Genomic DNA, 12,056 nt, shown 5'->3' with positions numbered 1-12,056 from the left:
CGCCGACGCCGACCCATCCGCCGCGACACGTTCCGCGTTGTCCAACGCCTTGGCAAACGGAGCCCACGAGCCGCCGGTGTACCTGGCCGCCGCCCGTGTCTTGTAGTCGGCCACCAAGCTCTTCAGACCACGCACCATCACCAAACCATCGGCGGCGCCCTGTGACTCGGCGCGTGCCGCTGCTCTGCTCGCCGCGAAGGCGGCCCAGGAGTCGGCCGTGTAGTCGGCCGGATTGTATTGGGAGACTTCGCCATAAGGGCCCGCAAGCGGACCGACCGACGCCGCCTCACCGGCAGCGGTCGGTGCCACCACCGACACCAAAAACGATGCGGCAACGAGCAGCCCCCATCGCCTCGAAATCGGACTTGGTTTATGCGTCATGATGCCGCCTTCCTCATCGTTACGCGCACGGGATCTGGGCACCGAGCCGGATGCGGTCACGGCAGGATGCACCGGTTCGGCCTCCCACGTGCCCGGGACGAGGTAGAGCCGGTCGAGCTGAGAAAAATCGTGTGGCCTGTGCTGCCCTCAAAACCACATGTAACAGATAGCGTGCCGGAAGGGTGAACAAGTGTCAATTGATGGCATGGAGGCGGGAAAGCCGCTTCACCGGATCTCGAAGCCGGTCAGGCCCTCCGGCGGCTCGTACGAAACCTTCACCTCGGTCACGCGGGCCTTGGCCGGGCCACGGCCGCACCAGGCGATCAGCAGGTCGATGTCTTCGCGATCGCCCTCGAACACGGCCTCGACCCGGCCATCGGGAAGGTTGCGGACCCAGCCGCGCACGTTGAGGTCGAGCGCGGCCTGGCGGCACGAGTCGCGAAACCACACGCCCTGAACCTTGCCGCTCACCAGAACCCGGCTCCGGATCACATAGTTGACCTTACTAGCCAGGTGGCCGCCGCGTGGTCGAGCTCGGCCCAGCTGTCCGCTCACGGGCGTCAGCCGCGGTCCTGCCAGGTCGTGATGCAGATTTCGTTGCCCTCCGGGTCGGCCGGAACCCAGCTCGCTGACCGCCGTCGCGATCTCCCGCCTGCTCAAACTCGTCCATGCCGGGCTTCGTCTCAGCCGGGTACGACATCCTCTAGGGTGGTGCGGTGCGGTTGGTGATAGCGCGATGCTCGGTGGACTACGCAGGAAGGCTCGCGGCGCACCTGCCGGCCGCGACCCGATTGATCATGGTGAAGGCCGACGGTTCGGTGTCGATTCACGCCGACGACCGTGCCTACAAGCCGCTGAACTGGATGAGCCCGCCGTGCCGGATCGAAGAGGCCCCGGGCGTGTGGCGCGTGGTCAACAAGGCGGGCGAGGAGCTGCGGATCACGCTGGAGGAGGTCTTCCAGGACACGTCCTATGAGCTCGGTCCGGACCCGGGGCTGCAGAAGGACGGTGTCGAGGCGCACCTGCAGGAGCTGCTGGCCGCCTCTCCCCACGTGCTCGGCGATGGGTTCACGCTCGTGCGCCGCGAATACATGACCGCGATCGGCCCGGTCGATCTGCTCTGCCGCGATGCGGCCAGCGCACACGTCGCCGTCGAGATCAAGCGGCGCGGCGAGATCGACGGGGTGGAGCAGCTGACCCGCTACCTGGAGCTGCTCAACCGCGATCCCCTGCTGGCACCCGTGCAGGGCATCTTCGCCGCGCAGGAGATCAAGCCGCAGGCGCGCGTGCTCGCCGAGGACCGCGGCATCAGGTGTGTCGTGCTCAACTACGACACCCTGCGCGGGATCGAGAGAGACGAGCTCACTCTCTTCTAGACTGCTCCCAAATGGAGCTTAAAGAGTTTTACGGGGTCGTTTCGGGCATCAACTTCACGCTGCTCGGCCTGTGGTGGGTGGCCATGCGCGAGCGCAAGGAGTTTGCCGACGCGGCCGGGCGCAGGCTCGCCTATCTCGTGTCCCTGGGGTTCGTCATCCCGGGGACCATCGCGCTGCTGTCCCAGGTGGCACCCGACCGGCCCCTGCTGTGGCGGGCGTCGTTCGCCGTCGCGGGCTTGGCCGGTACCGTCGGAATGGCTTTGTTGTCGAATGCTCTTCAAAGCCGGCTGCGGGCAACGACTTTGGCCACTGTGCTTCGATTCGCTGCGGTACCGGCTTATGCGCTCGTTGTCATCGTGGCCCTGTTCCCGCGGGTCGCCAGGGCCGTCGATCTGACCGCGCTTCAAGTGGAGGCGATCCTGCTGTGCCTGCTCATCTTCCTCGGCGTGCAGGCCGCGTGGGTCGTGTCGATGTCACGCGGCCCTTCACCCGTGCAGGAGCTTGATCACCCGCAGGCCTAGCTTGACGCCGCCCGGTGTGCGGCGGAAGGTCAGCAGCGGCGGGACGCTCGGCAGCCTGCGCTTGGCGATGGACTTCGCCCGCGCGAACTCCCGCAACCCGTCCTCGCCGTGGATGCGCCCGAAGCCCGAGTCGCCCACCCCGCCGAACGGCAACGTGGGCAGCACGGCAAACGAGAAGGTCGAATTGACCGACGTCATGCCGCTGCGCAGACGCCCGGCGATGGCCATCCCCTGCCCGCGCGAGAAGACCGCCGACCCGAGCCCGTAGGCCGTGTCGTTGGCGAGCCGCACCGCCTCGTCCACACTGGACACCTTGGTCACGGTGACGGTCGGCCCGAAGGTCTCCTCCTTCACCGCAGGCGAATCCTCTGGCACGTCAACCAGAACGGTCGGCTTGACGTACTGCTCCTTGACCGCGTCGGGCCCGCCGAGCAGGGCCCGGCCGCCGCTGCCCAGCGCGGTGTCGATGTGGCGCTTGATGATTTCGCGCTGCGCGGGCATGGTGATCGGGCCGATCTGCTCGCCCAGGTTGATCCGCTGTGTCTCCTTCACAAGCTTGTCCACGAACGTGTCGTAAACGCGCTCATGCACATAGGCCCGCTCGATGCCCACGCACGCCTGGCCCGCGTTGAAGTTCGCGCCCCACGCCACGCTTTCGGCCGCCGCGTCGACGTTGGCGTCGTCGGCCACGATGACCGCGTCCTTGCCGCCGCCCTCGATGAGCACGGGCGTCAACGACTCCGCGCATGCCATCATCACCTTGCGCGCGGTGCGCGGCGATCCGGTGAACGACACCTTGTCCACACCCGACCGGCACAGCGCCGCGCCGACATCACCCATGCCATGGACTACCTGCAGCACGGGCATCTCCGGCACCACCGAGGCGAACAGGTCCACATAGAACTGTCCAACCGCGGGCGTGTATTCCGAGGGCTTGAACACGACGGCGTTCCCGGCCGCGAGCGCGTAGCCGATCGACCCGATGGGCGTGAAAATGGGGAAGTTCCACGGCCCGATGACGCCGATCACCCCGTACGGTTGGTATTCCTTGTATCCCGCATACTCCGGCTGGATCAGCGAGCCGCGGACCCGCCTGCGGCGCAACGTCTTTCGCGCGTTGCGGGCCGCCCACGCGATGTGGTCCACGGTCGCGAAGACCTCAAGCACGGCCTCGTCGACGGGCTTGCCACCCTCCCGGCTGGTCAGCTCGGCCAGCTCGTGTATCCGCTGGACGAGCAGCTTGCGCCAGGCCAGCAAGCGCCGCTTGCGCTCCGTGAAGCCGAGCCCGGCCCACCACTGCGCGGCCTCGCGAGCACGGGCCACCACCGCGGGCACGTCCGAGGCCACCGGGAATCGGCCGACCTCCTGCCCCGTGGCCGGGCTCGTGGAAACCAATTGGCCATCGACGATCGTGCTGGCGCCGGGAATCGTTGCAACCGTCACGGCCGAAGTCTAAACCTACTGCCAAGTAATACGAAAGCGTGTCAGATGATCTTAGCTGCGATCGTCGCCGGGTCCGGTAGCTCCCCGCGCTCATGCAGCGCGTGGAAACGCTCCTGCCCCTCGAACGTCGCCGCACGCACAGCCACCTGCATGCCCGTGTCCATCACGCCCGGATTCACGATCTCGACCAGGGCGCGCTGCGCGAGATGCGCGAAAAACTCCTCGCAACCGCGCTTCGTGGCCGAATATGCCGACCAGCCATCGATCACGCGATTCGCCGCGCCCGAGGAAATATAAAGAGTCTTTTCCGGGTACCGGCCGAGGGCCTTGACGAGCTCGTTGGTGAGCAGCATCGGGCTGGTGAAGTTCACGTTCACCGCGTCGATGACGGCGGCCGAATCGAGCTCACCGATCGGCCCGATCGGCTCCACGACGGCCGCGTTGTGAATGAGCACTACCTCTTCGGCGCCTTCAAGCAAGGGCCGCAGTTCGTCGGCGCCCGGCAGGCCTTCGGGCCGCGAGAGGTCGCAGGCGCGTAGGCGCAGCCGCTCGTGCTCGAAGCCGGACCGCCCGATCCCGAGCACCCACGTGTGCGGGTCTTCCAACGCGCGCTCCGCCAGCGCCCGGCCAAGCCCGCGCGACACCCCCGTGATCACCACGCACCTCACCCCCGCAGCCTACCTCCACCCACCCGCCCCCTCGGCGGCGCTAACTTCATGATCAACCGAAATAGGGCGGCGCGGCACCCCAAGCCCCAGCGCGGCACCGGGGCCTGCTCGACCGCTTCGTTTTCCGGATGCGAGTCGTGCAGCGCGAGCCAACCTGCACACCGGCACCGCCGACGGTCGGGCGGTCGGGCCACTGTTCCTCTCGATTTTCGCCCCGACCCGGATCCGTTGCGCACCAGGGAATGTCTCTATTCCACCATCGGCGGCCTGGATTTCGAGCGGCTCGACGAGGCCAAGCAGTCGGTGAACCTGGCCGGCGTGACGCTGACCCACAACGACGCCCACGCGGGCAACGTCTTCTACCACCCGGACCACGGCGTCACGTTCATCGACATCCCGACCATGCACTTTCCGCGTGGGCATGCTCATCCACAATGGACGGTCGCCCAACATCGGCGACGCGATCGACGCCGCCTCACCGTAGCGGGCGGCAAAGGCACAGATCATCGCCGACTTCTCCAACGACGAGGCCTACATTTCCATTGGCGCCGACCGCAAGTTCACCGCGAAGCTCGGGCGCGATCGCACCAGCCTGCGACTTCAGGCGCCGCGCGCACCTTGGCCTTGACGCCCGGTGAGGCTGGTCGACCGGTTCGTCCACCCGGCTCGAATCGGAGGCGCCGACGGTCGTCGGGGGCGGTGCGTCGCTCGACGTGATCTGGGCCGTGGCGCCGGGCTGGATCAGGATGCCGGGCGCGGCCGTCTGCTCGGCACGGCAATCCTCAAGCACGCCCCCGCAGTCGGGGCCTACGCTGATGCCCCCACCACGGGGCCTCACGCACCCGGCACTGCCGGATGGTCGCACTGCTCTGCTGCGCCACGTCGATGCCCACATCACCCACCCGCTCGACCGAGCAGTTCTCCAACATGGGGCGCGAATAGTCATAAATATGAACTCCGCGATATCCACAGTCGGCGATCGTGCCATTGCGGATCTCCGGATCGGCGAAGCGGATCAGCAGCCCATCCTCGACTATCTCCGTAATCTCGCAGCCGGAAGCCGTACCCTCACCATTATCGAAAGAATTCCCCGTTGCGCCCCAACAATTTTGCACCGGTCGAAGGCGAACCGGCCAGGATCCGCCACGTGATCGCGGCGGCCGGCGCGGCCGAACACTCACCCTCGGTCATCGTCAGGCGGCCGACCGACGACACGATCGAGCCCTTCAGCACCAGCTTGCGCAGCTCGACCGTCGAGTCACGACACTCCAGATCGGCCGATCCGGGCCACGCGGCACGATCGTGACGACGGCATCGGGCTTGGCCGGTGTCAAGACCACGTTGACCCCGACCGCGCCCGCGGCGATCTGGATCGTGCTGCCCGCGGGCGCGACCGCCAGCGCATCAGCGATCGTTGGATAGGCACCGGCCCGGCCACCTGAGACGAGGAGAGTTCTCATGGTGGCGCGACTCTTGCGCAAAAGAGTGTGCGATGCTGTTCACGTGCTGGAAGCGCTGACTGGGACGGGCCTTGCCACCGCGGCCGGGCTGAACGCCTACATCCCGCTGCTCGTGATCGGGCTGACCGCGCGATACACCGATTGGATCAACCTGCCCAGCTCGTGGGCGTGGCTGTCCAACGGCTGGGTGGTCCTCATCCTGATCGTGCTGCTGGCCGTCGAATTCATCGCCGACAAGATCCCGGCCGTCGATACGGTCAACGACTTCCTGCAGACCCTCGTCCGTCCGACCGCCGGCGGCATGGCCTTCGCGGCCGGTTCGGGATCTGAAACAGTCACGGTATCCGATCCGGCCGACCTGTTCACCCAAAAATTGTGGGTACCGATCGTGATCGGACTGCTGATCGCATTGACCGTGCACGGCGCCAAAGCCACCGCCCGCCCAGTGGTCAACGTCGCCACGGCCGGCATCGGGGCGCCGCTCGTGTCCACCGCCGAAGACATAACCAGCACCGGGCTATCCTTCGTCGCGATCCTCATCCCGATCCTGGTCATTCTCTTCCTGGTCGCGTTCGTGTGGCTATTCTTCCGCTGGCGCAAGCGCCGCCGCACCCGCCGCCTCAACTCCACGCCCGCCGCCTGACCGGCACCCCACCCGCACAACCGCCCCGCCCACACCGACGGCGACCGCACCGCCGACGTCAGGACCGGCGTGTCACCGGGAGCGGCGGCCACGGTCAGGCCCGCACCTCCGCCTTGCCCACACGGCCGCCATGCCCACACGGCCGCCATGCCCACACGGCCGCCCCACGCGGCCGCCATGCCCACACGGCCGCCCCACGCGGCAGCCCACTCGCCCGCTTGCGTCCGCCGGTCAACACGAACGCGCCGCCGCGCCGAACAGCATGGCTTTGCACGCGCTACAGCTCTGCACCGGCTACTCGGAGCAGAGCTGTAGCGCCCGCGAGGCGCATGGGTTGACGCGGCCGCAGAGCCACCGCCCTCCATCGACGCGGCAGGCCCCACTGCTGCCATCCGCAGCGTGACCGCGATGGCAGGGCAGACTCGCGAATTGAGGCCCATCGACGCACCGCAACAACCCGGCCGCCCGGGCCGGGCGGTTGAACATCTCCAGACCGCTGGCCGCGGCCACGATCGCCCACCCCAAGCCACCGCGACGCCAACCAGACGGTGCGGGGGCCACGACCAGCCCCGGCGCAGCAGTGCCTCGCCAGCTCATCCTGGCGGCGACCTCGACGTCGACCACGCGGTGCGGGGGCCACGACCAGCCCCGGCGCAGCAGTGCCTCGCCAGCTCATCCTGGCGGCGACCTCGACGTCGACCAGGCGGTGCGGGCGCCACGACCAACGCCGGGGCAGCGGCGACTAAGCGGCGCGGGCCTCGCCAGGTCGTCCTGGCCGCGGCCGCTCGCCCACCCACCGCGACCGCGACGTCAGCCAGACGAGCCAGTTGCCGTTGCGCAAGGCTTGTGGCCGAGGCGCAGATGCAGTAGTCGCAGATGCGGCAATCGCCACTCGACCACGTGGCATGGGCAACGCAGAAACCGTCTCCAGTGGCTTGGGATGCGAGTTGCGCGGCGTGGCGCACCCCGACTAATCGGGCAAAACGACATACTCTCTTGGGTCGGTGGCAACCGAGGGGTTAGGGGGTCGCGCGTGGCCAGCGTCGCAGAGCTGAAGGCAGCCATCGATGCCGCGATGCTGCACGTGCAGGAGGGCCAACTGGCGGTACGCTGCGCCAACGAGGAGCTGGGCGAGGCGCAGCTGAGCCTGGCCACCGCGGTCGAGGGCTCGGGCCACGAGTCTGTGCAGGCCGCCCAGGCCGCGCTGGCGCAGGCTGCTGCCGAGCTCAACGAGTGTCTTACCGCGACGCTGCACGCCATCGAGCAGGCGCAAACCTATGTCGCAACGCTGTGAGGGCTGATGGCATGAGTCTTGTTCAGGATCTTGCTGACCGGCTGCGGGCGACCTGTGAGGCCCTGCCCGTGGCCGAGATCGCCGGGGCCGCCGAGCGGCTTCGCACGGCCGGTGGGCTGCTCGCCTGGGTCACGCACGAGTCGGCCCGGCCGACGGCGATGCCCAGCCTGAGCAGTGCCGCAGCCCATCTCGACCATGCCGCTGCGGCCCTGCGGGTCGCGCAGGACGCGCTGGACGAATACCGCGCGGTGCTGGGGCTGCCCGCCGAGTCCTATCCAGACGGTCGACTCAGGACGGTCCCGGCCCAGGTGAAGCGGAAAGAGCAGGCGCACCTGTCGGACTGGTGGAGCGTTCGCGTCGCGGAGCTGACCGGCCTGGCCGAAACCCGGTCGGGCGAGGGCGCGACGTCCAGCAACGAACTGCTGCAGCTGTGCGTGGAGGCCGCGCTCGACAATGACGCCGAGCGCCTGCACACGTACCTGAGCAAAGCGGGCCCAGCAGTCGGCCTCGGTCTGGCGGCGGTGGCCCCGCCCCTGTTGCGCCACCTCGGCATGGACCTGGTAGGCCATCCGCCGCGCCTGGAGGACTTCGCCCGCTTGCGCCGCGCTGCGCTGCCGGTCGTGGCCGATGTGCTGCCGAAGCTCCCCTCCGATGCGGCCGAGGAGATCGTCGCGCGAGTCTGCCACGCCCGCCCGCAGCGCCAGTCGTCGCAGCCGGCCCACCCGGTCGACATCGCGGCCGCCTCGGCGCTGCTCGTCGCGGGAATGCTCAAGGCAAACGGCCGCAAGGCCGACGACCTGTCGGACGTGGTCGAGCTCGAGCGGGCCGCCGCGGATGAGGCCAACCAGCGCGCCATGGAGCGCGCCCGCTCACACCGTGCCGCGCTGCGCATCACCGACAATGCCCGCCGCCGTTCAGCAGTGGACGAGTTGCGTCCCGCCGCACCGTAACCAATGCGCGCCGAGAAGCCTCGCTGGATCCCGACGGTGGACGCGCCTGACTCGCGCGCACCAAACACAACCGCCAACCCCACGCACGGCGAGAAACCTCACGGGACCCCGACAACCGAGACTTCCGATTCGCACACACCAAACAACCACCATCACCGACCCGATCCAACAGACGCCGACAGATCTCAATGGACCGCGGCAAAGTGGTGGCGGAAGGATGGCGGTCGCGCGGAGGGTGCGGGCACCGTGCCCTCGGGACGACCCCGGGAAGCGCTGTCTCACCGCAGCCAAGTCGCGGCAAGTCCGGACACCGTGCCCTCAGGACGATCCCGGGAAGCGCTGTCTCACCACGGCGAAGTCACCGAAAGCCCGGACACCGTGCCCTCGGGACCATCCCCGAAAGCGCTGTCTCGCCGCAGCCAAGTCGCGGCAAGTCCGGACACCGTGCCCTCAGGACGATCCCGGGAAGCGCTGTTTCGGCGCGGCGAAGTCGCGGAACCGGGCAGTGTCGTGTCAGGACGATCGCGCGGGGGGCTGTTTCGCCCGCGCCGCAGGTATGGGCTGGTCGGCATGGTGCGCCGCGAGCTGGCCGAGGCCAGGTGGGCCGCACGCGGGAGGGTGAACGAGGCGTTGGCCGCGCGACAGGCGGCCGTGGCGCAGCTGGAATCCGTGCGCCGCTCGGCGCCCTCGCGCAAGCTCGCGCTGCAAGCCACGCTTGACGAGGCGTACCGCGAGGCGCAGGCCCGCCTGCACCGCGAGACCGCCGCCGTCCACGTCGCGCTGGCCGAGCGCGCCGCCGACATCGCGAAGGGCCGTGCAGGCAGCCCCTTCGCCACGTGGCGCACGGCCGAACGGTGCCCCGACGAGAACGCCTCCATGTTGCGCATCGGCACCCTGGGCAAGCGCCGCAACGGCGACGGCCTGCCCGCACTCGTGCCCCTGCTGGACCAGGCACACCTGCAGCTGGACGGCAACGACGGGGTCATCGGCGGGCTGCTGTTGCGCGCGCTCGCCTGCACTCAGCCCGGAACCCTGCGCATCACCCTCTATGACCCGGGCCAGCTGGGCGGCGGCGCGCTGGCCGGCTTTGCCCCGCTGGCACCCGCCGGACTGGTCAACTTCCTCGGGCCGGGCGGGCTCACTCCGCTGCTCGACGAGCTGGTCGAGCACATCAGGCGGATCAACGAGAACGTGCTCTGCGGAGTCCACGCCAACCTGGCCGAGCTGGCCGCGCACACCGGCCGGCGCCCGGAGCCGTGGCGCCTGGCCGTGCTGCTCGATGACGGCAGCACCGAGCTCACCGGCGCCCAGCGGGCGCAGCTCGACCGCATCGTGCGCACCGGTATCGCCGCCGGCGTGCACCTCATCTGCCGCGGCATCGACCTGCCCGACGACGGTTGCGTCGAGCGGGTCAGCACCACCGGCGCGGACATCCGGCCCGACCCCCCGCCCAGCCCGACGCTGGTCACGTCGGTGTGCAAGGAGCTTGCCGAACAGGTCATCGCGGGCCCACCGCCCGTGCCCTTCGAGGCGCTGCTGCCCGAGACCCTCTGGTCCGAGTCGTCGGCCCACGCCCTGCGCGCACCCATCGGCGAGGGCACCGACGGCCGGATGGTCGAACTCGTGCTCGGCGACGACCCGCCGCACGCACTGATCGGCGGCCCGTCCGGCTCGGGCAAGACCAACCTGCTCTATGCCTGGCTCGCCGCGCTCACGAGCCGTTATGCCCCAAGCGAAGTGGAGCTGCACCTGCTCGACTTCAAGGAGGGGGTTTCGTTTGCCCGCTTCGCCCGCGGCACGGGCTGGCTGCCGCAGGCCCGGCTGATCGGCGTGAACGTCAACGGTGACGGTGAGTTTGGCCTCGCGCTGCTGCGCCACCTGAGCCAGGAGCTCAAGCGCCGCGCGGCGGCGGCCAAAACGCATGGCGCGGCAAAGCTTTCGGAACTGCGTGCGGAGGACCCGCAGGGGCACTGGCCACGCATCGTCGCGGTGATCGACGAGTTTCAGGCGCTGCTGGGGGCGCGCGACGCCATCACCACGGAAGCCGTTGCGCTGCTTGAGGATCTGGCCAGGCGCGGCCGCTCGCAAGGCATCCATCTGGTGCTCGCGAGCCAGGACGTCGCCGGGATCGAGGCGCTGTGGGGACGCTCCGGCCTGATCAGCCAGTTCACCCTGCGCATCGCGCTGCCCAAGGCGCGCCGCGTGCTGGCCGAGACCAACCTCGCGGCCGAGCTCATCCCCCGCTGCCACGCCGTGGTCAACGCGGACTCCGGGGTGCCGTCGGCCAACATGGTGGTGCGCCTGCCCGACGCCGGTGATCGTGCGCATTGGACCGCCCTCCAGGATCAGCTGTGGCAGGCGCGGCCGGACGGCTGCGAGCCGCCACGCTTGTTCGACGGCGATGCCACCCCGCTCTTCCCACTCCTGCCGCCGCCACCACCGCCCGACGCGTTGACCAAGGTGGGCGCGGTGGCTCTGCTGGGCGAGACCATCAGCGTGGCGGAGCGCCCCGCGACGCTTCGCCTCAATCGCGCGCCCGGTCGCCACCTCGTCGTGCTGGGATCGCAGACGGAACAGGCATGCTCCGTGCTCCTGGCCGCTGGACTCTCGCTGGCGAAGCAGCACTTCGAAGGCACCGGCCGATTTTCCATCGCCTGCTTTGACGAGGACGCCGTCCCCGCGGCCAAATCATTGCACATTGCGATCCCCCGATCCGCGTGGTTCGACCATCATAATGCCTTGGAACTCTTCGAGAACTGGCAAAGTGAGGTTCCGCACTACATCTTCGGATTCGCCATGGACGCGGGCTCGTCTGTCCTCAGTGGACGCGGCCACGAGCTGATGCGAGCACTGCTCGCCAAGGGCGCGGAGCAGCGCGTGCACCTGCTCGCATGGTGGCGCAGCGTCGCTCGCCTGCGCGACGATATGGGCGGGATCGGCGCGCGCCTCGATGGCATCGGCGCATGGGTCGCGCTCGACGTGCACGGCCAGGAGCTCTCCCCGCTCTATCCGCAGCCCGGCGGTCCGGCCTGGCATCCGCGCCCACAGCGCGCGTTGCTGTTCGACCGCGCGGTACACCAAAAGCCGGAGATAATAATTCCCTACGAGGTGGCGCCATGATGCGCTATCGGGAGCTGCGCGACGACCTGCGGGCGGCCGAGCAGCGCCATGATGCGGCCCTCGCGGCGGCCCAAAGTTCTTACGCCGAAGGGATCGCGGCGATCGAGCACGACATCGCCGCCGCTGAGGAGGCCGTCGCGGCCGCGGCCGCCGAGGTGACCCGCGCCCAGCGCCGCGTCGCGCAGACCGACCTCGCCGCG

13 protein-coding genes are annotated in these 12,056 nt (G+C 69.0%); 7 read left to right on the top strand and 6 right to left on the bottom strand.

What is annotated here, in order from left to right:
* Positions 1-381 (bottom strand): hypothetical protein (locus DM816_RS34775; RefSeq protein ID WP_211588982.1); only part of this gene is annotated, 381 nt, incomplete at its 3' end.
* Between the two features lie 225 nt (positions 382-606).
* On the bottom strand, positions 607-873 hold the full coding sequence (locus tag DM816_RS34770) for an acylphosphatase (protein WP_117214704.1): 267 nt from the start codon (positions 871-873) through the stop codon (positions 607-609).
* Between the two features lie 224 nt (positions 874-1,097).
* Between DM816_RS34770 and nucS the strand changes: the two genes are divergently transcribed.
* Positions 1,098-1,757: an endonuclease NucS gene (nucS, locus tag DM816_RS34765; RefSeq protein WP_117214703.1), complete on the top strand. Its 660-nt coding sequence runs from the start codon at positions 1,098-1,100 to the stop codon at positions 1,755-1,757.
* 11 nt (positions 1,758-1,768) lie between these two features.
* Positions 1,769-2,278 carry a hypothetical protein gene (locus tag DM816_RS34760; RefSeq protein WP_117214702.1) on the top strand — a complete coding sequence of 170 codons (510 nt, stop codon included), beginning with the start codon at positions 1,769-1,771 and terminating at the stop codon, positions 2,276-2,278.
* Here the strand turns inward: DM816_RS34760 and DM816_RS34755 are convergent.
* From DM816_RS34755 to DM816_RS34740, 4 genes are all read right to left on the bottom strand, one after another.
* On the bottom strand, positions 2,243-3,721 hold the full coding sequence (locus DM816_RS34755; RefSeq protein ID WP_117214701.1) for an aldehyde dehydrogenase family protein: 1,479 nt from the start codon (positions 3,719-3,721) through the stop codon (positions 2,243-2,245). The two genes, DM816_RS34760 and DM816_RS34755, sit on opposite strands and share 36 nt — an antisense overlap.
* Positions 3,722-3,762: 41 nt before the next feature.
* Positions 3,763-4,389: an SDR family NAD(P)-dependent oxidoreductase gene (locus DM816_RS34750; RefSeq protein WP_117214700.1), complete on the bottom strand. Its 627-nt coding sequence runs from the start codon at positions 4,387-4,389 to the stop codon at positions 3,763-3,765.
* A gap of 782 nt (positions 4,390-5,171) precedes the next feature.
* On the bottom strand, positions 5,172-5,504 hold the full coding sequence (locus tag DM816_RS34745) for a right-handed parallel beta-helix repeat-containing protein (protein ID WP_162908134.1): 333 nt from the start codon (positions 5,502-5,504) through the stop codon (positions 5,172-5,174).
* Between the two features lie 111 nt (positions 5,505-5,615).
* Positions 5,616-5,849 (bottom strand): hypothetical protein, encoded by a 234-nt coding sequence (locus DM816_RS34740; protein WP_117214698.1) that lies wholly within the window; start codon positions 5,847-5,849, stop codon positions 5,616-5,618.
* Positions 5,850-5,892: 43 nt separating this feature from the next.
* Between DM816_RS34740 and DM816_RS34735 the strand changes: the two genes are divergently transcribed.
* The 5 genes from DM816_RS34735 to DM816_RS34715 all read left to right on the top strand — a co-directional run.
* On the top strand, positions 5,893-6,492 hold the full coding sequence (locus DM816_RS34735; protein ID WP_117214705.1) for a DUF4126 domain-containing protein: 600 nt from the start codon (positions 5,893-5,895) through the stop codon (positions 6,490-6,492).
* 1,033 nt (positions 6,493-7,525) lie between these two features.
* Positions 7,526-7,786 carry a hypothetical protein gene (locus tag DM816_RS34730; protein WP_117214697.1) on the top strand — a complete coding sequence of 87 codons (261 nt, stop codon included), beginning with the start codon at positions 7,526-7,528 and terminating at the stop codon, positions 7,784-7,786.
* A gap of 11 nt (positions 7,787-7,797) precedes the next feature.
* On the top strand, positions 7,798-8,736 hold the full coding sequence (locus DM816_RS34725; RefSeq protein ID WP_117214696.1) for a hypothetical protein: 939 nt from the start codon (positions 7,798-7,800) through the stop codon (positions 8,734-8,736).
* Between the two features lie 570 nt (positions 8,737-9,306).
* Positions 9,307-11,856: an FtsK/SpoIIIE domain-containing protein gene (locus tag DM816_RS34720; RefSeq protein ID WP_117214695.1), complete on the top strand. Its 2,550-nt coding sequence runs from the start codon at positions 9,307-9,309 to the stop codon at positions 11,854-11,856.
* The coding region (locus DM816_RS34715; protein ID WP_211588981.1) for a hypothetical protein at positions 11,853-12,056 on the top strand (204 nt) is incomplete at its 3' end. The genes DM816_RS34720 and DM816_RS34715, both read left to right, overlap by 4 nt.

Source organism: Allorhizocola rhizosphaerae (genome assembly GCF_003426775.1).
Classification (GTDB): Bacteria; Actinomycetota; Actinomycetes; order Mycobacteriales; family Micromonosporaceae; genus Allorhizocola; species Allorhizocola rhizosphaerae.
The sequence above is the reverse complement of the archived record's forward strand: the minus strand, read 5'-3'. Positions and strand labels throughout refer to the sequence as shown.

Excerpts from the sequence above, each read along its gene's own strand:
- DM816_RS34725 (WP_117214696.1), top strand. The coding sequence starts at position 7,798 with ATGAGTCTTGTTCAGGATCTTGCTGACCGGCTGCGGGCGACCTGTGAG.
- DM816_RS34720 (WP_117214695.1), top strand. The coding sequence starts at position 9,307 with ATGGTGCGCCGCGAGCTGGCCGAGGCCAGGTGGGCCGCACGCGGGAGG.
- DM816_RS34740 (WP_117214698.1), bottom strand. The coding sequence starts at position 5,849 with ATGAGAACTCTCCTCGTCTCAGGTGGCCGGGCCGGTGCCTATCCAACG.
- DM816_RS34760 (WP_117214702.1), top strand. The coding sequence starts at position 1,769 with ATGGAGCTTAAAGAGTTTTACGGGGTCGTTTCGGGCATCAACTTCACG.